This is a genomic window from Arthrobacter echini (genome assembly GCF_008107445.1).
Taxonomy (GTDB): domain Bacteria; phylum Actinomycetota; class Actinomycetes; order Actinomycetales; family Micrococcaceae; genus Arthrobacter_D; species Arthrobacter_D echini_A.
In genome coordinates, this window is sequence record NZ_VSLD01000009.1 from 22,009 (window position 1) to 43,103 (window position 21,095).

Annotated in this window: 15 protein-coding genes and 1 pseudogene; 10 read left to right on the forward strand and 6 right to left on the reverse strand. The window is 65.1% G+C overall.

The features are described from left to right. Positions 1–254: 254 nt before the first annotated feature. Positions 255–1,448 (reverse strand): alcohol dehydrogenase catalytic domain-containing protein, encoded by a 1,194-nt coding sequence (locus FQ377_RS13490; RefSeq protein ID WP_148601733.1) that lies wholly within the window; start codon positions 1,446–1,448, stop codon positions 255–257. Positions 1,449–1,596: 148 nt separating this feature from the next. Here FQ377_RS13490 and FQ377_RS13495 point away from each other — a divergent pair. Continuing rightward, positions 1,597–2,492, forward strand: a pseudogene (locus FQ377_RS13495) (IS5 family transposase). A 93-nt stretch (positions 2,493–2,585) separates the two neighbouring features. Beyond that, positions 2,586–3,149, forward strand: coding sequence for a GNAT family N-acetyltransferase (locus tag FQ377_RS13500; protein ID WP_148601734.1), 564 nt, complete (start codon positions 2,586–2,588; stop codon positions 3,147–3,149). A gap of 273 nt (positions 3,150–3,422) precedes the next feature. Here FQ377_RS13500 and FQ377_RS13505 read toward each other — a convergent pair whose 3' ends face one another. Further along, entirely contained in the window at positions 3,423–3,836 is a 414-nt protein-coding gene (locus FQ377_RS13505) for an ASCH domain-containing protein (RefSeq protein WP_148601735.1), read from the reverse strand. Between the two features lie 305 nt (positions 3,837–4,141). Next, positions 4,142–4,792 (reverse strand): NAD(P)-dependent oxidoreductase, encoded by a 651-nt coding sequence (locus FQ377_RS13510; protein ID WP_148601736.1) that lies wholly within the window; start codon positions 4,790–4,792, stop codon positions 4,142–4,144. A gap of 96 nt (positions 4,793–4,888) precedes the next feature. On the opposite strand from FQ377_RS13510, the gene FQ377_RS13515 reads away from it, so the two are divergent. Then, positions 4,889–5,263: a winged helix-turn-helix transcriptional regulator gene (locus FQ377_RS13515; RefSeq protein ID WP_222861883.1), complete on the forward strand. Its 375-nt coding sequence runs from the start codon at positions 4,889–4,891 to the stop codon at positions 5,261–5,263. Between the two features lie 11 nt (positions 5,264–5,274). Here FQ377_RS13515 and FQ377_RS13520 read toward each other — a convergent pair whose 3' ends face one another. Continuing rightward, positions 5,275–5,643 (reverse strand): hypothetical protein, encoded by a 369-nt coding sequence (locus FQ377_RS13520; RefSeq protein WP_148601737.1) that lies wholly within the window; start codon positions 5,641–5,643, stop codon positions 5,275–5,277. 599 nt (positions 5,644–6,242) lie between these two features. Between FQ377_RS13520 and FQ377_RS13525 the strand changes: the two genes are divergently transcribed. Beyond that, the gene (locus tag FQ377_RS13525) at positions 6,243–8,171 is read left to right on the forward strand and encodes a ParB/RepB/Spo0J family partition protein (RefSeq protein ID WP_148601738.1); all 1,929 of its coding nucleotides are present in this window, start codon (positions 6,243–6,245) and stop codon (positions 8,169–8,171) included. A gap of 176 nt (positions 8,172–8,347) precedes the next feature. Here the strand turns inward: FQ377_RS13525 and FQ377_RS13530 are convergent, their stop codons facing one another. Next, positions 8,348–8,776, reverse strand: coding sequence for a hypothetical protein (locus FQ377_RS13530; RefSeq protein ID WP_148601739.1), 429 nt, complete (start codon positions 8,774–8,776; stop codon positions 8,348–8,350). Positions 8,777–9,321: 545 nt separating this feature from the next. Here FQ377_RS13530 and mobF point away from each other — a divergent pair. Together mobF and FQ377_RS13540 are read left to right on the forward strand one after the other, a co-directional pair. Further along, a complete protein-coding gene (gene mobF, locus FQ377_RS13535; protein WP_187393372.1) occupies positions 9,322–14,100 on the forward strand; it encodes a MobF family relaxase in 4,779 nt (1,592 codons plus the stop codon). A gap of 62 nt (positions 14,101–14,162) precedes the next feature. After that, positions 14,163–15,206: a PDDEXK nuclease domain-containing protein gene (locus FQ377_RS13540; RefSeq protein ID WP_148601741.1), complete on the forward strand. Its 1,044-nt coding sequence runs from the start codon at positions 14,163–14,165 to the stop codon at positions 15,204–15,206. Between the two features lie 123 nt (positions 15,207–15,329). Here FQ377_RS13540 and FQ377_RS13545 read toward each other — a convergent pair whose 3' ends face one another. Continuing rightward, positions 15,330–16,727: a plasmid pRiA4b ORF-3 family protein gene (locus FQ377_RS13545; RefSeq protein ID WP_148601742.1), complete on the reverse strand. Its 1,398-nt coding sequence runs from the start codon at positions 16,725–16,727 to the stop codon at positions 15,330–15,332. A gap of 301 nt (positions 16,728–17,028) precedes the next feature. On the opposite strand from FQ377_RS13545, the gene FQ377_RS13550 reads away from it, so the two are divergent. From FQ377_RS13550 to FQ377_RS13565, 4 genes are all read left to right on the forward strand, one after another. Next, on the forward strand, positions 17,029–17,421 hold the full coding sequence (locus tag FQ377_RS13550; RefSeq protein WP_136455082.1) for a hypothetical protein: 393 nt from the start codon (positions 17,029–17,031) through the stop codon (positions 17,419–17,421). A 163-nt stretch (positions 17,422–17,584) separates the two neighbouring features. Next, positions 17,585–17,998, forward strand: coding sequence for a hypothetical protein (locus FQ377_RS13555; RefSeq protein WP_316245932.1), 414 nt, complete (start codon positions 17,585–17,587; stop codon positions 17,996–17,998). Next, on the forward strand, positions 17,995–18,771 hold the full coding sequence (locus FQ377_RS13560) for a hypothetical protein (RefSeq protein WP_136455086.1): 777 nt from the start codon (positions 17,995–17,997) through the stop codon (positions 18,769–18,771). The genes FQ377_RS13555 and FQ377_RS13560 overlap by 4 nt, the downstream gene beginning before the upstream one ends. Before the next feature lie 185 nt (positions 18,772–18,956). Then, positions 18,957–20,423, forward strand: a complete 1,467-nt coding sequence (locus FQ377_RS13565) for a plasmid pRiA4b ORF-3 family protein (RefSeq protein ID WP_262364465.1) — start codon at positions 18,957–18,959, stop codon at positions 20,421–20,423. Positions 20,424–21,095 lie beyond the last annotated feature (672 nt).

Genomic DNA, 21,095 nt, shown 5'->3' on the forward strand with positions numbered 1-21,095 from the left:
TCTTCCCCATCACGCAGGATGGCCGGTCGCACTGATCCTCTACGGTCGAGACGGCGGGGATGTCACACCGTTATCGGCAACGGCATGCCCATCTCGGCCCGGTGCATCCTGGGCATCGCGCTATTGTTGGGCATCGTGACGACGCCGCCAGAGCGGACCGGGCACCCATGCGGCACCGCGCACCCCACTTTGGCGGAGTGCGCGGTGCGGTGGAGAACCACCCAGACTGAGCCTGACGAAACAGGCGGCGTCGCTCAGCGGGCGATCATCCCGTGGGGGTCGATGACGAACTTCTCCACGGAGCCCTGGTCGAACTCCGCGTAGGCCTGGGGTGCCTCGTCCAGGCTGATCACGCGCGGGTTGACCATCTCCGTCAGGTACGGCATCCGGTCCCACAGGATCGACATCATCAGCTGGCGGTTGTAGCGCATGATGGGCGCCTGGCCGCCGATGATGTGGGGCGACTTGATCCAGGCCTTGCCGAAGTCGACCGGGAAGGTGCCCTCCTGCTCGGCCTTCGTCTCCGCGATCGGGTCCGGCCCGTAGATGCCGATGATGCCCGTGGCTCCGCCCGGACGGGTGATGTCCAGGACCTGGTTCACGGCGGCGATCGGCTGCATTTCATCGGCCGCGGAGCCCAGGCCGTGGGCCTCGGAGCCGACGTAGTCCACCGCGCAGTCCACCATCGGCTCGCCGAGGATGTCGTTCACGGCGTCCTGCAGGTTCTCCGTGGCGGAGAGGTCGATAGTCTCGCAGCCGTGCTTGCGTACCAGCTCCAGCCGCGAGGCGTCCTGGTCGCCCACGATGATGCACGAGGCGCCCAGCAGCCGAGCGGCAGCCGCGGCGCACCGGCCCACGGGGCCGGCACCGGCGATGTAGACGGTGGAGCCGGGCTTGGCGCCGGCCGCCATGAGACCGTGGAACGCCGTGGGGAGGATGTCCGAGAGCACGGCCAGATCCAGGATCTTCTCCATAGCCTGCTCCTGGTCCGGGAAGCGCAGCAGCTGGAAGTCGGCGTACGGCACGAACATGTACTCGGCCTGTCCGCCCTGGAAATTGCCCAGATTGAAGCCGTAGGCGGCGCACGCCTGCTCCGGGTTGGCGGTCTCACACACCTCGGTGCGGCCGGCGCGGCAGTTGCGGCAGCGGCCGCAGGCCACGTTGAACGGCACGGAGACGAGGTCACCCTCCTTCAGGAACTGGACGTCGCTGCCGACCTCCAGCACCTGGCCGGTCATTTCGTGACCCAGCACCATGCCCTCGGGCACGGGGAAGGACCCGCGGTAGATGTGCAGGTCGCTGCCGCAGATGTTGGTGGCGACGATCTTGAGGATGACGCCGTGCGGGGCGGCGGAGCCGTCGGGCATCTCCAGCTTGGGGAAGTCCAGCTCGTCGACGCGCACGTCCTTGATGCCGTGGAATGCCACGGCGCGGTTCTTGGTGGTCATGGAAACTGTTGCCTTTCTGTCTCCAGCGAGGCCCCTGACGGGGCGGGAGGAGGGGCGAACCCGAGGGGGAGTCCCGGTCACGGGCTGTACGGAAACACTAGGGTGTGTCTGACAATGAGTCCAGGGGCCGGCTGGCACCTTGGAAGGCATGTCCCGGTTCCACATCCTCTCTGATGCTCAGTGGGAGCTGATCGCCCCGATGCTGCCTACTCGCACGGGCCGGCAGGGCAGGTCGTTCTCGGATGCGCGGATGATGGTCGAGGCCATCATCTACCGGTACCGGTGCGGGATCGCCTGGCGCGATCTGCCCAAGGTCTTCGGTCCGTGGCAGACCGTGTGGACCTGGCATCGACGCATGGCCGAAGAAGGCACCTGGGACACGGTGCTGGCAACACTGACCGCCGCCGCGGACGCGGAAGGCCTGATCGACTGGTCGGTGGCGGTGGACTCCACGATCGCCCGGGCACATCAGCACGCCACGAACACCACCCGCCACACAGGGGGATGGATCGAACTACAAGAATCCGCGTGAAGAGCCGGCCGATCACGGCATCGGACGTTCTCGCGGCGGGCTGAGCACGAAGATCCATCAGCTCGTCGACGGTGCAGGGCTGCCACTGGTCAGCCTGATCACCCCTGGCCAAGCAGGAGACTCGCCCATGCTGCTGCCGCTGCTGGAACAGCTGCGTGTGACCCGGCCGGCAGGTCGGCCCCACACCCGCCTGGACGCGGTCCTGGGCGACAAGGCGTACTCATCACGGGCGATCCGCACCCATCTGCGCACTCGTGGCATCAAGACCGTGATCCCCGAGCCGGCGGACCAACAGGGCCACCGGAAACGCCGGGGCTCCCACGGTGGGCGGCCCGTGGGCCTCGACGCGGCCGCCTACAAAGGGCCGCAACGTCATCGAGCGCCAGTACGCCCAACTCAAGCAGTGGCGCGGGCTGGCAACCCGGTACGACAAGTACTCCACCGTCTACCGGGCTGCCGTGGTGCTGAACGCGGTGATCGCGTGGTCCAAACGATTGTCAGACACGCCCTAGGTGAGACCAGCCCATGCTGTTCGTAACCACGCTGGTACAAGGCTGTGCACATCCACCGTTCACCCGGGGACTACTTTCGTGAAGGTGTTCGTCATGACTATCGCCCCGCTTGCGCCCACCGATTTCCCGACACCAACCGTCGATGCTGTTCTACCGGCTGGGTGGGACAGTGACCAGGCACTGGTGTCCCGGGACCTTTCCGACGTGTCCACCCGTGAGCTCAGGGTGCTGTGCAACCAGCTATACAGGTCGCTGGACATGGACTTTCCGCCCTATGGGGCGCAGGAGGACTACGCCATGGTCGCCGAAGAGCTTGAGCAGCGGGAAGCTCGTGCACGGCAACGAATTGAACCGGCCGCACCCGTCAGTGCGCCACGCGAGACGTTCCGAGACAATCCACTGGGTTCACGGTTCGAGTTCTTCCATGACGGAGTGATGTCCGGGTACGTGAAATACGACCTGCGAGCAGGGCACATCTGGCTCCTGGAAACGGTAGTGACCGAACCCTACCGAGGCCGAGGACTTGAGTCGGTCCTCATCCGGGAGGCTCTGTTAAACGCCCACCAGCGCCGCCTCAAGGCCATGCCGTACTGCCCGCACGCACAAGCTTTCCTCACCGCAAACCCACAGTTCACCACACTGATCCCCGCAAGCTAAACGGCTACCCAGCGCCAGAACCCCCGGGTGCATCAGTTGTGGATGCACGGACGCCTACGAATGGACGCGGTCTTCACTTATCTCGCCCACTACACAGCCGACGTTGTTTCCGTAGAAGGCTGATCCTGCGGAACTTGTTACTCAGCCATAGAGCGCTGCGAAACACACGCCATTTACCGCTGTGAGTCACACTTATCGGCCGATCTCAAAGGACCCACACATCCGAAGCGTCCCGGAAGCGGATCGTCTTACGGGGTGGTTGCTTCGCAGTTTCTAGTTGACGAGCTGAAAGCGTTCGAGAATCACTGCAGTCTCATCGCGGACCGTAAACGCAGGGTCCGTTAGGTAAGAGCGCATCTCTTCACCGTGCCAGTACTGCTCGTGATCTACACGCCACTGAGCGACGGTGATATGCCCCTCTCCCTCATCAATGACATGGCGGAGTGGTACCTGATCCAATCTCGCTTGGTCGACCTGCACTGTTTCGATGATGGCGACAGGCTGTCCCGCCGAATCAATCACTGCCTGCCTCCTTCCCACTGCTGGTAGCGGATCACCTTCGACGGCGTACTCCACAAGCAGCGATGTCGTCGTGGTCTTTGTACCCGACAGGATGGACGCGACCAGCGAGTCTCGAAGCGGCCCTGGGAACCCGAACTCGGCGTTAGGTAGCGGTGGCTCAGTCATGCTCCCACTCTCGCACTTCACTAGACCAGGCTTCACCTCACGCTGGAACGACCCGGACGCTTCGACTACGGGACGGCGTTGGTGGGCTACCCCGCCAACGAGGCTTCAAGAAGCCCGCCATGTTAAGGAAAAGTCACACGCGGCTCATCGCCGAAAGTGTCTTATGGACGACCGTTCACAAACGGCGGAACGTGGTGTCAGTTGATGTTGAGGTCTGTCCAGTCCAGCAGCGCCGACCGCGCTCTCGAGCGTGCGGTAGGCGCTGTTGGGGGTGATGCCAAACTTGGGCACCCTGAACTGATGGCTCAGTGAATAGCCGTGAACCGTGCTCGATGGTGAGTCGGGGCCTCGATCTCGTCGACCACGGCAATCGCGAGGTCGGCTGCTGAGATGGTGGAGTTGCCGTCGGAATCCTTCAAGAGCACGTCACCTCCGAGCACATAGGTGCCCTTATTGGCAGTGCCGAGCCATGAGCCGAAGTCGGTGGGCGGGCTGACGAAGAACCAGTCGAGGGGCTCGGGTGATGCCTGCAGTGCCGCGTAGACGGTTATGCCGGTTTCAATTTCCGGCTTCACCTCAGCGGGAAGGTGGTCTTTCGAGACTTCCCAGAGCGTCGGCCCGCCTACTTCGGTGTGCAGCGACGACGCGCCACCGGTGTAACCGAGCCGGGTGGGAGCTCCGGCGAGGCGGGAGATGAGCACGTCCATCACTCCTTCGAGCTTGCCGACCATGTCGCCGCGCGGGGCAAGTGCCGAGTAGACAACATCACGGCCGGGCAGAACGGCGTCGAGGACGTCACCGTCGACTACCGAGCCAATCACGTAGTCGACGCCCTCGATGCGGGTCGTTGGTTTTGTTCGGCTGACCGAGGTGATTTCGTGCCCGCGCTTAGCCGCCTCCGCGACGACCGCTGCTCCGGCGTAGCCGGTGCCTCCGAGAACAGTGATTTTTGCCATGATTGCTCCTATACTCTCTGCTGGTAACTTAGTTACCGTAGTCCACCTGGTTGGAATGTGGAAGTACGCACTTTGAGGTAAGAAAGGACATTCGCGGTGACTGTCATCCCGTGGGACCCTTACCGCCCGGACTGTCCGTCTCGGCGGCTGCTCGATAGAATTGGTGATCGTTGGACGGTGCTGATCATCGGTGCACTCGACTCTGGACCTATGCGATTCGGGGCCCTTGCTGCCGAGGTCGGCGGTATTTCGCAGAAGATGCTGGCCCAGACACTGCGCTCGCTCGAACGCGATGGGTTCGTCACTCGCACGGCCTATGCCGAGATTCCGCCGCGCGTCGAGTACGAACTGACACCGCTCGGCCGCTCGCTACAAGGACCTCTGCGCGCACTTGAGCAGTGGGCAACCGCGAACATGTCGGAGGTCGTAGTACACAACGATGAGTACGCCGACGCGGACCGCATGTCCTGACGTGCTTCTGCTCAGGCCAAGGCCACCTTCCCGCGGCGGATCGTGTTGGTGAACAGTCGGACGGTATCGACGGCTCCGACATAGTCCCCGGCGGCGCAGATCCGCGCGTGGTAGGCGCCGGAGCAGATAGGGGTGACACTCAATGCTGCGAAATAGCTGCCATTTATCGCTGCAATCCACACTGTCTCGTTTCCCATGCCCGTTTGATCTGTCGCCAGTGCCCCCCGCCAGCCGCCGCCGGAGCCCCAGACCGTCTCGAACGTGGCGCAGCGCGCAGCGTGCACCAGCAACCACACGTCCACGACTCCCTTGGGCTGGGCGGTGATCAGCAGGTCCTCTTCCCACGGTGGTGCGGCCACTTCGCGAAGGTCGATCACCACGGAGCACCCCCTACGAGCCCATCGAAGATCATGCCGAGGACTCTGCCGGTGGATTCGGTAGCGGTCACGCCCACGGAGGTGGTGTACGACGTTCCCCGCGTGATGCTTCGTTTAGTCAGGCCTTCAAGGCCTGCATCGTGAGGTTGGAGTTCACCTTCACCGCGGTCTCAGCGGGGTGCCCAGCAAGCGCCGAGCCCTACTGCATCGGCCTCGCTTCGCTCGGGCTGTAGAAGCCTTTTTTCTGTTTTTGCTGCTGTCCTGACGGATTGTACGTGTCCGCTCCGGCCGGTCTAGCCCCTCCTTCGTCGGGGCCTGCGGTGCAGGAAATGTCCCCGCGGCGCTCCTTCGTCGCTGATTTCCTCCGGGAATTTCCTTCCCCTTGCCCTGCGGGTAGATAGGCCTCCGTCGGCCACAGCTCCGCAAGCTTCGCCAGCAGCCAAAACAACGGGGGGAGAGGGGACGCTGGCCGGAACAACTTGGTCCGCGCCCGCACCCGTTTCCAGCCGCTTGACAGACATAGAAGCGTCGGGGAAGGGCCACCACAGTCCCGCTGGCACACCACAGGCCCGGACCCACACCTACCAAGAAGGAACACAACCATGTCCGTTCTGGAACAGATCAATCCCGCCCAGCTGACCATCGACACCAACGTGCGCGCCGAGGCCCAGCTGGACAAGGCTTTCCTGTCCTCCATCAAGGAGCACGGAGTCATTCAGCCCGTCGTCGCGCACCGCACCGAGGACGGCACCCTGCACGTCCTGTACGGCCAGCGCCGCACCCTCGCCGCCGTCGAGAACAACCTCGACACCATGCCCGTGTACGTGGTCGACTCCCTCACCGAAGCCGACCGGCTTGCCAAGCAGATCGTGGAAAACGACCAGCGCCGCGAACTGACCGACCACGACCGCGCCGAAGCGTTCCACCAGCTGTCCCTGCTCGGTGTGTCAGCCACGCAGATCGCCCGCAAGACCGGGGCGAAGAAAACCACCGTTGACGCGGCCCTGAAAGTCCGCGCCGACGACACCGCGACCGCGTTCCTCGCCGCTGGCATGACGCTGGACATGGCCGCAGTGATCGAGGAATTCGCCGGAGACACCGAAGCGATCGTGAAGCTCGAAACCACGGCCAAGGAGAACCCGCAGAGCTTCGACCACACCGCCCAGCGCATCCGCGACGACCGCGCCCGAGAGGCCGCTGTCGCGGCCGCGAAGGCCGAAGCCGAAGCCGCAGGACTGACCCTCATCGAGGACGACTCAATCGCCTACTACGACTACAAGGGACCCATGGCCAAGATCGGCGACCTGCGCACCGCCGACGGCGGCGCGCTGACAGTCGAGGACGCCGACGCCGCCTACGTCCGTTGGACCTACTCGGGAGTCGCCACGACCTACATCAACACCGACTGGAAGGCCGCAGGCTTCACCAAGCCCGACGCGCCCCGCGCCGGGAAGATGAGCGAGGAGGAAAAAGCCGAACGCCGGACCGTGATCGAGAACAACAAGGCATGGGACGCCGCTGAGGTGGTCCGCATCAACTTCGTAAAGGGACTGCTCAAAGGCAAGACCGCCCCGAAGAACGCACTCCGCTTTGTCGCCCACGCGATGGGAGTCCATGCGTACACCGTCGCCGATGGACTCTCCAAGCACAGCGACTTCGCCGCTGAACTGCTCACCGGCAAGGAGCCAAAGGCCACCGGGTTCGGCACCAGCTCGGAGCTGGCGAAAATCACCAGCCGCCCCAACGCCCGTCACGAAACCAACGCCCTCGCGATGGTCCTCGCGGGATACGAGAAGCGTATGAGCCGCCAGTCATGGCGCGGGTCCGACCCCACCGCCAAGCACTACCTGACGCAACTGGCCACATGGGGCTACGAACTCAGCGACGTGGAACGACTCATCACCCACCCCGCACCTGCACCAACCCCGAAACCAGCACCGGCACCCGCGCCAGAGACGCAGGACGCCGAACCGGTCGAGACGCAGGACGAAGCTCAGGACGACGAGCCGGAAGCGCAGGCAGAGCCGGGCGAGACGTTCGAGGAAGTCCACGCGGACGAGGAGGAGCTGATCGCCGAAGAGTACGCGGCCGAGTTGCTCCCTGCACCGGTGGTGCAGGGAGCAACAACCCTGCACCACCAGCCCCGGCCCGGGCAGTCAGGGCAGGGAAGCGTAAGCCGGTCAACTCGCCGCTGGTGGGCGGGGCGGTTCGCCGCCGCTACGGGAACCTCGAGCTGTGGTCGCCGGCGACGAACCGCCGTCCTCGCACTCAACCTCGACCCGGCTCCGGTGCCGCGCACCAGGTACGCGCGCCACGGCCGCGCCACACACCGACACGATCCGACTTACCTCGCGGCCGACAACGCCGCCGGCTTGCGAGCCGTCATCCTCCACGCCACACCGAAGTTTGATCCGGCTGCGAAACCGAAGATCCACGCGACCGGCACCGACCGGATGACCTCGGAGTTGCCCGCGAGTAGGAACAGCACGGCCAGTGTTCCGGCCAGAACCAACAGTGCTACCCACGCATGACGCGAGCCGAAGCGGAAAAGCCAGATCCCCAAACCCGCAGCAGCAACGAGAGCTGCGAAAGGCTGCCACGTCACAGCGGCTGCACCGAAGACGATGAGGGCAAGAGTCACGCAAGCGATGGCACTACCAAGAACCAGAAATCCCAGCCCAGATTCATGCCGTCGGAGCCTCACCCGCTACGCGGCCTTTGTCTCGGCGGCAACCTGCTCCGCAACGTCGTCCGCTGTCACCGCCAGCGCCGGCTCGGTACGCCCTTCCCTGAACGGTGAGCTGGTGCCGGCCCCGTCCAGGGCTCGCTTCATTTCGGCGGTGCTGAGCCCGAGTCGCGCGGCGACAGCTGCGCGGCTCTCGCCGGTATCGAGCATCTGCTGCACCTTCACGCCGGCTTCCTTCGCAGCCGCCTCGGCGTCCTGCTCGGCTTTCGCCAGGATCGCATCGGCCCGCTCCCGCGCCTCGGCGCGGATCTGCTCGGCCTGCTGCTCCTGCTCGAAGAACTCCGCCGCCAGGTCAATCAACCGCTCGTGCCGCTCGGTCAGTTCCTGGGCTTTCGCCCTCGCCTTTTCCCGTGCCGCGACCTGCTGCGCTGACTTCCTCGGTGCTGGCATGATGACCCGTCCCCTTCACTCATCCTGCGTTCAAAACCTGTACCTGATCCTGCCCCGGCCACGACTTGCGAACCGACGCACTTTCCCTGCCAAACCTAACGGTTAGCGGCCGCCCACCACGGGCAGACCTCGACCGATCACCGGCCATGCCCGACGTCACCGCCGGCACCCATGAGATAGCCATGCGGACCTCGCTGACGCTCGGACTAGTTTTAACGGACGTTGACCACACGTGGACAGCTCCGAGATAACCCAACGTCTCTCCGCTGCCCACCTGGTGGATAACGTCCGTCTGCGGTTCCACACAATCGAACGAACCGTGGATAACGGTGAATCGTGTTACCCACAGCCCATTCTCATGTGCACAACCGCATCACATTCGTGATGGACCAATCGTAGTGGCTTCCACGCGGTTCCATCGCGTTTCCTCCTTCGTCGTCACCTCACGATTTCACCCCGTTCCAACCATCACAATTTGTCACACCTCATGCACTGTTGTAACCGAGGTCGACAGTGCCCAAAATCTGCGTCAGAATGAACCCGTGATGACCGTCCATAAGCTCAGCGCCGGGGACGGCTACACCTACTACACGTCCGAAGTCGCCAGCGCCGACGAGCTGCGCGCAGGCGACCGGGAGCTTGGCGACTACTACACCGTCGACGGGATGCCGCCGGGCCAGTGGACGGCACACTCCGAGCAGCTCCTTGGTGTCTCCGGTGAGGTCACCGAAGCGCAGATGGCTGCCCTGTTCGGGCAGGGAATCCACCCCAACGCCAAAGCCCTTATCGCAGAAAACGGGTCCGGAGCAGACACCGCCCTGGGCCGGAAGTACGCCCGCTACACCGCCGCCGACACGGAGATGACCAAGCGCCTGGCAGAGGAACACGCCCGCGTCCGGCGCACCACCGGTGTCGACCCGGACAAGGCCCAGGAGCACGAGATCCGCTTCCGGGTTGCTGGCGAGCTGTTCCGCGAGACCCACGGCCGGGACGCGAAGTCCAACGAGGAGCTGGCCCGGTTCGCGACCGTGCAGACCACCCCGAAGCAGCAAACCGTCGCAGGCTACGACCTGGTGTTCGCTCCGGCGAAGTCTGTGTCCCTGCTCTGGGCGCTCGGCGGCGACGAGGCCCGCAAGACCATCGAGGCCGCCCACCAGGAGGCAATCGCAGAGACGATCACGTTCCTCGAGGACAACGCCACCTACACCCGGCGCGGGCAGCAGGGCATCCGGCAGATCGACGTCGACGGCGGCCTGGTTGCCACCCAGTTCCGGCACTACGACTCCCGTGCCGGAGACCCGCAACTGCACGACCACGTCGTCATCGCGAACAAGGTTCTGGGCTCCGACGGGAAATGGTCGTCCCTCGATGGGCGCACCCTCTACAAGATGAACGTCGCCGCATCCGAAACCTACAACGCGAAGATCATCGAGAAAGTCTGCGCCTCCCTCGGTGTGTCCCCGGTGGCCCGGGCAACCGGTCGGGGGGAGCCGGTGTACGAGATCGCCGGCATTGACCTCGACGCGATCGAGCACGCCTCCTCGAGGCGTATGGACATCGCCGGGGCCATCACACGCCTGGAAACAGAGTTCACCCATAAGCACGGGTACGCACCGAACGACAAGCAAAAGATCGCCCTCGCCCAGCAGGCGACCCTGGAGACCAGGCCCACGAAGAAGAGCGCCAGGCGCTTATCCGAGCTGGTCCCCGAATGGCAGGACGACTACCGCACCCAGCTCGGGATGCCGATCGGCAAGGACCTCCTCGAGCACGTACAAGCCGCCTCGATCACCCCGCGCGGCCCCCTGGTCGCGGACCTGAACGTACACGACCACGCACGCCTGGTCGTGCACGAGCTCTCCGGCAAACGCGCCACCTGGGGCCGGCACCACGTCATCGCCCAAACCCGACGCCACCTCAAAGAAGCATTCCCCGGACAGACCATCACCGACGACACGGTCATGAAAGTCACCGACGCCGGCACGGCCGCGCACAGTCTCCAGGTCACCCCGGATTCGATCACCCCGAAGCTGTACGAGTTCACCCGGGCGGACGGGATGAGCCAGTATCGCCAAGCGGACAGCGCCCTCTACACCTCCCATGAGGTCTTGGCCGCGGAGGACAAGATCCTCGCCGCCGCGCAGCGGACCATCATTCCAGCCGTCTCCACCGAACGCTTCGAGCAGGTCCTCGCCGCCCGCACCGAAGCCCTCACCGCCACCGGCGGAGTTCAGCTCAGTGACGCGCAGATCAACCTCGCCCGGGTCTTCGCCACCGACGAAAAACTCCTTGCCCTTGGTATCGGTCCTGCCGGGGCAGGCAAGACCACGAGCCTGTCCCTGGCCGCCGACGCCGTCCGCGCCAGTGGAGGACGGGTCATCGGACTGGCACCGACCGCGGCCGCGGCCGCGGTGATGAGCTCGGATATCGGCGCCGACGCGAACACCATCGACGCGTTCATCTACACCCACCAGAACACCACCACCACGACGGGCAGCACCGATACCAACACCAGCGGCGCGGACTGTGCCGCGGGTGCTGCTCCGGGATTGCGGGCCGGGGATGTGATCATCGTGGACGAGGCCGGCATGGTCTCCACCCCGCGCCTGGCCGATGTCGTCGCCGTCGCCGCCCGCCACGGCGCCGTGGTCAGAGTCATCGGAGATGACCGGCAGCTCGGGGCCATCGGCTCCGGCGGGGCGCTGCGCCTGCTGAACACCGACGTCGGCGCGGTCCGCCTCGAGGAAGTCCACCGATTCACCAGCGACGGAGAAGCCGCCGCATCCCTGGCCCTGCGCGAACCACCCACCGTCGGTGCCGATACCCCGTTCCACTGGTATCTGGAGAACAAGCGCGTCGTCGCAGGGACCACCGAGGCCATGACCGACACCGCACTGCGGGCATGGATGACAGACCGCGGCGAAGGCAAGACCTCGCTGCTGATCGCCACCGACAACGCCACCGTCACCGACCTCAACGCCCGCGCCCAGGCCGCCCGGATCGCCACCGGCGAACTCACCGACAACGGCGCTCCCATCACTAACACAACCGTCTCCGTGGTCCTCGGGGACGGGTTGCGCGCCTATACCGGGGACACCATCGTGACCCGGAAGAACGACCGCACCCTGCAACTGAACCAGGGCAAAGACTTCGTGAAGAACAACGACGTCTGGACCATCGACAGCATCACCACCGGTACCCCCACAGCACCGAGCACCAGTGCGTCCAGCGCACCAAGCTCCTCGGGCTTCTCGATGGGCGGCGGTGAGAAAGCCGACGGTGAGTGGATCACGTTGCGCCACGCCGGGCACAACGCGCTGATCACCGTCGACGCCGACTACCTGAACCGGCACGGGCAGCTCGGCTACGCCGCAACCGTGCACCGCGCCCAGGGCGCAACCGTTGACACCGCCCACGCCATCCTGGACGAGACCACCGACCGGGCCGGCGCCTACGTCGCCGCCACCCGCGGGCGTGAGCACAACCAGCTCTACATCGGACTCGGCGACGGCACCGAGCAGGACACCACCCGCGACACTGTCCTGGACACCATCACCGCCGCCCACGACAGGTCCCTGTCCGCCCACGAAACCACCCGCGCCGAAGCCGTCCGCGTCGGAGACGTGAGCACCCTCTCCAGTGTCTATATCGACGTCGAGAACGGGGCGTGGGTCGCCAAGACCCGGCAGATCGCCGCCGACGTCCTCGGACCGAAGCGCGCCGCCCAGTTCACGTCCCTGGAATCCTGGGGAGCGGTCGCCGCGCACATGCGCACCGCCCACGACCAAGGACTGAACCCCGCCACACTGCTCGGTGAAGCCGTGAACATGCGGAACTTCGCCAAAGCCAAGGACGTCTCCGCCGTCCTCGCCTGGCGCCTCGAACAACGCGTGGAAGAGGCCGGGGAGATCCTGGCCAACGCCGGCCGCCGCCCCCTCGGAGCGATCTCCGACGACCACCTGCACCGCCTGGCCGACCAGGCAGCGAAACGTCCCACCACCACCACCACCACAACGACGGAAGCCCCACGCCCGGAGCTGGGGGAGGCGCGGCTGGACCCACAGTGGGCTGCACGCCCGTACGCGCACATGCGCACCCAACGCCTCACCGAAGCCCACGCCACCACCAGCGAGCAGGTGCGCGGGATCCACCCGGCGGCCGCCGTCGACCTCGACACCCGGAAAACACTGTGGAAGGCCCGGACCATGGGCGCCGAGCTCGAGCGCCGTGCCACCCTTTCCCCGGCGCAGACCGCGATCGAGCGCACCACCCGCGGCGAAGACCCCCGCACCGCCCACCAGATCACCGTGGCCGAAGCCATCAAGCACGAACAGGAAGTCCGCCACGTCGCCCTACCCCCAATCGATCCCGCCGTCGCCCGCCCGGACATCGTCCCCGCCACGGTGAGCGAGGACCTGGCCCCCACCGGCCTGTCCCGGGATCGGCAGGTCCCGGCGTCGTACCGGGCCGAACTCGACCGGCTCCGTGTCCATCTCGGAGACCGGATCATCATCCGGGGAACCCAGCTGGCCGAAGAAACACCCGCCTGGACCGCCGCCATCGGGCCGGTGCCGGCGAGAACAGGCAAAGCCGACGAGTGGTACAGCATCGCCGCCGAGACCGAGGCGTACCGGAACAAGTACAACATCGGCGCCCATGAGACCACGCTGATCCCGAAGCAGTACCGGCAGGACCCCGTCGCCCAACGTCTCATCGCCCGCGCGACCGCCCTACACAAACACAGCGCCCTCACCAACAAGCCACCCATCAGCGCCGAGCAGACTCAGCAGCGTGCCGACGAAGCCGCGATCACCGAACGCATGAACCGGGAGCAGGCCGCCGCTCAACGGGTCATAGACCGGTTCCTCGCCCGACGAGCCACCTCCAGTGACCCGCTGCCGGAGCCGCAGCAGCGCGAAGCCCGGATCGTGGACGCCATCTCATCCGAGACCCCGGCCACCACGGATGAGAAAGACACGGCCGCGGCCGAACGTGTCCTTGCCCGACACCGCGCCGCCACCGACGTAGCAGCGCAGAAGTCGCAACCCACCACACCAGGGACGGCGTCCGGCAATGAATCCGATACAGCGCCAGACCCGCAGAAGCCGACCACGAAGGAGCCCGCCATGAGCCAGGACAAGGACGCTGCCACACGCACCTCCAACCCTGGTGGCCTGAGCCAGCGCCAGGTAGAGCTGATCAACAGCAGGAAAGCCAGCGCCGCAGAACGGCAGGCACGCGAGCGAGCAGCGCAGAAAGACGCGTCCTCGGTAGCACGTCGAGCCGCCGACGCAGCAGATCGCAGCAGTGGCAGATCCCTTTAGCTGACTGGCCCTGGCACTTGTACAGGCATCGTGGCTGGATGCCGTGCTGAGAGGATGAGGAGATGACGAGTTCCAGGATCGCCTTGCCCGATGACTACGGGACGACCTTGCAGGCGTTGAAGGACCGGGTGCGCGAAGCCCGTCATCGGGTTCAGCGAACGGTCAACACGCAGCTGATCGAGCTGTACTGGGGGATGGGGCGCGAGGTACTTGCCCGACAGGAACAGGACGGGTGGGGGAGTAAGGTCATTGCCCGGCTGGCCGACGATCTCCGTCAAGAGTTCCCTGATATGAGGGGCTTGTCCGCGCGGAACTTGCAGTACATGGCAGCCTTCGCGAGACAGTGGCTTGGGGATTCAATTGCGCCACAGGCTGTGGCGCAATTGCCGTGGGGCCACATTCGCACGCTTCTCGATAAAAACCTGGGCCCCGAGGCTCTGCGCTGGTACGCCGCTGCAGCCGTTGAGTACGGGTGGTCCCGGAATGTCCTGATGAACATGATCATGAACAAGTCCATGGAGCGCACCGGGACCGCGTCGTCGAACTTCACCCGCAGTCTGCCCTCGCCCGAGTCGGAGCTGGCTCAGCAGGCCGCCAAGGATCCCTACGCCTTCGAGTTCCTCGGACTATCCGGAGATGTTGCCGAACGAGACCTCGAGCAGGCCCTCATGGACCGCATCGTCGATACTCTGCGCGAACTCGGGCCTGGGTTCGCGTTCGTTGGCCGGCAGGTGCATTTCGACGTCGAGGGCGACGACTTCTACATCGACCTGCTGTTCTTCCACGTTGAGCAGTTGCGTTACATCGTGATCGAGCTCAAGACCGGCAAGTTCCAGCCTGAGTACGCCGGGAAGCTGAACTTCTATGTCGCCCTGGTCGACGACAAACTCCGACGCGAAGCCCATGCCGACACCATCGGGATCCTCATCTGCGGCGCCAAGAACGACCACACCGTCCGGTACGCCCTCGGACGATCAGACTCACCCATGGCAGTTTCGACCTACTCGTACGAGAATCTGCCGGCAGCGGAACGACAAGCCCTGCCGGCAGCCGACGAGCTCACCGCAGCCTTCGATCAGATCGGTTCACGTGACATCGGGGAGTAGGTCCGTCAACTGTTGCTGGTGAGCCGGTGTGTTCGGGATCGGCGAATACCGTTGCTTTCACTGCGCAACTCGGTCTCCGAGGACGTGGGTTGCCGCGGGACGGTGGTTGCTGGTTGTCGGTGGTTATGAACGAAGTGCTGCGCGGGCGAAGGCTCGCCCCTGCGGCGTGACGGTGTTCGTTTCCTGCCTGTCACGGTCGGTGAGGGCACCGAGGTTCAGGAGCACTTTTCGGGTTCCGGTGAGAAGTGCGTGGACGGCTGTGGGTTCCAGCTCATCTCCGGAGCGGGTCCTCCAGCCGAGGGCGCTGAGTCCGAAGGCGACGGCGTCGAGGTAGTCGCTCCATTGCGTTCGATTTCCCGCTGCGAACTCGAGGAGCAGCAGCAGGGCAGCGTCGCGCTCGGAGTCATGGTGGTGCCGGTGCGCTAGGGCGCGGGCAAGGAGAAGCCAGAGTCCGGTGGGGTCATCGAGCAGGTGCTTGGCGGCAGAGGTGAGGATGAGTCGGCCTTTGAGTTTACGGACCAGGCCGAGGCGCTGGGCGCTTTCGCGCAGCTCGAGGATGGGCAGGGTTTGGTCCTCGCGGTTGGCTTTACCGATCCACCGCTCAGTCCAGCCGAGCTCAGTCATTGCCTGGTGAACCACGATGGGCGGAAGCCAGCCTGCAGCGGTGAGCCTCACTCCGTCATCCCCAATACGGCGGATGAGCCAAAGATAGGGGGCGATCATCGTTTCGGCAGCGCGCGCTTCCACCATCGCGGGTCCGTTGAGGCCGGCGGCGTTCAGGTAGGAACGGAACTCACGGCGCAGTCCAGGTGGCAGTCGGTTGGTGAGGTCCTGGGTCAGTGACCCACCCGCGAGGCTTGGCTCGATGATGGAGGGAGCGGGGAACAGCAGTTCGAGTTCGGTGTTCACGGCGTCGAGATCCAGCTGTTCGGGATCGAAGTCCTGCCACGGCCCGGCTGTCCAGGCGACCCAAGCCCTCATGTCCTCGTGCTCGTCGTGGCGGGGGTCCGCTAGGGCGTCGAGTAGGTCGTGGTAGCCGCTGATGCCGCCGGAGTCCTCCAAGGGGGCCCGCCGCGCCCCCTCTACGAGGCGTGCCCTGGGGGCGTTGGCGGGAGCGGGGATACTGCCGGTGAGGTCGAGACGGTGGAGCCAACCGTCGCCAAAATCGTATTCATAGAACAAAGGGCCGGAACCGGAGGTGAGGAGCTGGCCCAAAGACCAGTCTGTCTCCGGGAGCCCGTCGTCGCCGTCTTCAAGCAGGTCCCGGGAGACCCACCGCCGAGGTCCCGAGAGTTTCCCGTCCATGGGCCGCAACCGCGTGTAGGGGTCGGTGTCCGTGAAGGAGTGCAGGTGTGAGTTCCTCCAGCCGACGGCCGCCTGCAGGACCTCGTGGATCCTATCCAGGGTCAGCGAAGAATCGACCTCGATCAGCCGCCAGATGGCCGGTTCGCTACCCTCGATCGATACTTTCACCCGCAACAACGCCGACCCGGGATCTTCACCTCCAGCGCGTATCGTCACGGCACCATCCTGCCAGTCCTGCTCTTCTAGGCGGTGTCCCGCCCAGGTTCTGATGCCTGTTCAGTCACCGCCAGTACGAGGCACCCATGACATCACATCAGCCATGGTCCGCCCGCAGGGGGGCAGAGTTCAGCGCCCGGACGCCCGACCACGGAGGAGCACTATCACCGTGTCCTAGACAGCAGATCCCGCAATAGGATCACTTCAGGTTGACATAAGGTAGATTATCGGTGATTCAGGGTGTGATCGAGAGTGTGATCTAGGCGTGGATTCTCGAGTTCATTCATGGGATGCTGAGCGCATGGCAGCTGTCACGGGAGCACCCACTGACCTTCAGGCCCACCGGGACTCGATCCGACTTCGGGAGGACCGGCTCGTGTATGAGCTACGGGAAATCCTGGGCGCCAAATTGGTGGCCTATCTGGGGTCCGTGAAGGAGACCCGTGCTGTCCGGCAGTGGGCCGATGGTGAGCGCAAACCGTCTGCGGAGGTCATGCAACGCCTACGCGATGCCTACCATGTAGCAGCGTTGCTGCATCAGCATGAGACGGCACCCGTCGTTCAGGCCTGGTTCATGGGCATGAACCCCCAGCTCGATGACGTGCCGCCGGCGCGACTGCTGCGTGAAGGGCGGCTCGAGGACGCCGGACCAGCAGTATTGGCCACGGCCCGCGCCTTCGCAGCCGCCGGCTAGCCCGAGCCACCCTGAACACTGCCGACGATCACCACAGCTCCAGTGGTTTGGCGGATCGGCTTCACCCCTGGGGTGGAACGCTAGCCGTACGCCACTGACAACCGATTCCCTTCACGAGATTTGGTAGATTTTTGGTCGCTTTATCGAGGTTCAAGGAGTAGATTTGAGTGTTATTAGTGAGGAGTTCGACGTCATGAGCATTGCGACCACCACGGGCTCGGCCCACGCCCGCACCGCCCGCCTGGGTATCCGGGAAATCGTCCGTCGCCTCAACGCCGCCCTGGGCGCGACGCTTGTGGCAGCTCTGGCAGGGAGCAAGGACCGGAAGATCAGCTACAAATGGGCTCAGCAGGATGGCCCTACTCCCCATCAGGTGGCCGTGAAACGCCTGCAGTTCGCCTACGCGCAGTGGCTCGTCGTCTCCGAGGCCGAGGGAGAGCATGTGGCACGGCTCTGGTTCATCGGTGCGAACCCATGGCTGGATCACGACTCGCCGATCGACGCGATCCGGGACGACCGGTTCAAGGAGATCGCGGCCGCCGCCAGCGCGATGATCGACGATGGGTTCACCGGTTGAGGCGGACCTGCCGCACGACCGGACTCGCCCTGGTCAGCGGGCCCACCCAGGCGTATCGCGTCGCGAAAGAGTCCTACGGGCCCCTGAATCCCCAGGAGCGTGGGCTGCTCAGCAGCGATCGTTCCGCTTGGTACCGGTTCGACACGCCGGGGCGGACGATCTACGCGGCCGAGGACAAGAAGACGGCTTTCCTCGAAGCTCTCTCATGGGCGCGCATGAGAGCCGCCCACGCCTCCTACCTCGAGAAAACTGCGGCGTTCTTCGGCGCGCCCGTCGACACCATCCGGCACGAGGTGCAGGAGCAATGGCATGCCAACGGCCATATGGCGCCGGGGTGGATCCCGGCCAACTGGCGTGATGGGCGGCTGCTCTTCGAGCTCACCTTCGAACCCGGCTTATGGGTGGACATCGCCCACGCAGATACGATGCACGCACTGAACGGCGCGTTGAGCAGCCTCCTGTACGAGATCGACGTCGAGGAAACCCTCACGCTGTCCGAGGTCACCAGCGGCCGACGGGAGATCACGACCGTCCTTGCGGCCTGGATCAAGGATCAGGTTCTCGACGACGGGTCCTACCCCATGGGGATCAGGTTCCTCTCGAAGCACGGCGCAACCGACACCGGCTCCGGGTACTGCTGGGCGTTCTGGCTTCGCCGCGCCGACATAGGCCTCAACGACGACCCCGTCGCCGCGAGCACAGGTGTGGAGATCCCGGAGAACGATCCCGCCTATGCCTTCGCTCTCTCCCGACACGACATAAAATCGCGCTGATCAGCCCTCGCCCACAACCCCACCTCCGAACACGCCCTGACCGACCCGCCCACCGCCAGGAGTAGAACCTGACGACCTCACGTCAACGGAATCATCACCGGTTCAGCTGACGCTCTCAGGAGAATTTCCCGCGTGTTGTCGGGGTGACTCGGGGCATGACGCCTCGGAACTGGACGTGACCGGAGGTGCACGCTGACTCCCTGGAGGTGGTGGGCTGGCAGGATGGTGGCGTGATGATGAGCTCCGTACCCGAAGAGCCGCGGCCGATGATCCTGCGGGTGATGGTCTCCCTCGAGGGCAGCGAGCCTGCGATCTGGCGGCTCCTGGACCTCGATGCCTCCCTGACCCTGGACAGGGTGCACGAGGTCCTCCAGGTGGCCGTCGGCTGGCGGGACGCGCATCTGCATTCCTTTACCGACACGGACCCCTATCAGCGGGTGCGGCCCGTCAACGGGATCTCGCCGGCATCCCGGCGCTGGGTGTCCCAGGACCTGCTCGAGGACAGCGACGGGGCGCTGCCGGAGCGGGACTTCACTATCGGCGCGGTTCTCACCCCCGGGTCCGGGCCCGTGTTCTACGAATACGACTTCGGTGACAGCTGGACCCACCGCCTCGATCTCATCGAGGCCCTTCCCGCGCCCGCCGGCGCCCCGCGGGCGCGGCTCGTGGACGGGGCACGCCGTGCACCGCTGGAGGACTCCGGCGGCATCGATGGCTACCACGAACTACTCGACGCCCTCACGGACCCCGGCCACGACGACCACGACGACCTGACAGCATGGGTCGCCTGGACAGCCGGACCGTGGCAGGACTTCGCCCCCGACCAACTGGACGCCGATGGCGTGAACACCGAACTGACACGACTATTCACCGTCAGCGACACCGTCGGTAACACGGTCGGTGAGACCGACGACCAGCCCGGGGCAGAGCGCCAACCACTGGTCCAGGACATCACCGATCGGTTGCCTGCTGGGATGCGCCGCGAGTTTCGGTCTTACCTGAACACCGCGGACCTGGATGAGCCCGCGCTGGTGGACGCGGGCTTCGCCGAAGCGATGACCGCCCCCTATTCCTGGCTCATCCGCCGGATCGGCCTCGACGGCCTGAATCTCACCGCCGCCGGCTGGCTTCCGCCCGCGGTGGTCCATCAGGCAATGGTCGAGCTCGGCTGGGCTGAGCACTGGCCCGGTAGGGCCAACCGTGAGGACCAGACCCTGCCTATCCTCCGGCTGCGCAAGAGCGCACAACGCCTGCGACTGATCCGCAGGATCAAAGGCCGGCTCGTCCTTGGAGCTGCCGCCAAGCGGCTGCTCGAGGATCCCGTCGGGCTGTGGCACTTCCTCGCCCACGCCCTGACAAATCGGACTCGGCATGACGCGGAGCGGGATGCGACCGTCCTGCTGCTCATCGAGATCGCCGTCGGAATACACGCCGACTGGGATGACTGCCTCGATGCCGTCGCCTTCGGGCTCGGCGCCCTCGGTTGGCGGACCCGCGCAGGCACCGAACTAGAGGCCGGAGACGTCCACGGACTGCTCAGCGAATCCCGGGAGGCGCTCCGAAGCCTAGGCATTCACACAGGCTACGGACGGACAACAAGCACGGTCACCCCGCAAGGATGCACCTTCGTCCGCGCAGCCCTCCACCCCTAACCACCCCAGAACCCCTCGAGGATCCGATCCTTCAGGGCCGGGACCTGTACCCCAGACTGACGTTCACAACTTCGGGGTACTCCGTTCCGCCCTGAAGGATGCTCGTCCACGGCGGCTCACCCAGAGCGTCGCGACGTGGCTGTATGAAAACACTGATGTCAGTGGTGTCCACTTCAGCTCCAGGCATCGCGATGACCTCACCCTGTGGGCTGTCTTCGAAAGACCCGAGGACGGCCCAATGCCGACGTGCATTACCGACGCAGAGCATCACTCCTTCACCGGTACGGAGCCTGAACTGATCCGCGCTCTCCAGCTCCTCGATCTGCAATGGAGCTGAGCTCAAGCCCGAGCTGACGTGCGCCGGATCGTTGCACGTGATTGTCCAACAGCCCGTTGGACAATCACTTCTCGACCACCAGCGTCAGCTCTGAAGTAATTGCGAGACAGGTCCTGGTGCATTCCGGGGGGGGGGGGGGGGGGGGGCGGGGGGGGGGGGGGGGGGGGGGTGGGGGGGGGGGGGGGGGGGGGGGTTTGGGGGGGGGCTTGTCGTGTTGGTTCCTTTTTTACCCCATGGTCGTGCCCCTGCCCAACCCTGTTTACAGTAGGGTGTGTCGCCGTTACATTAAAAAAATAAAACATCTTATTAGTATGTATAATTGTCTGTCACGGTCG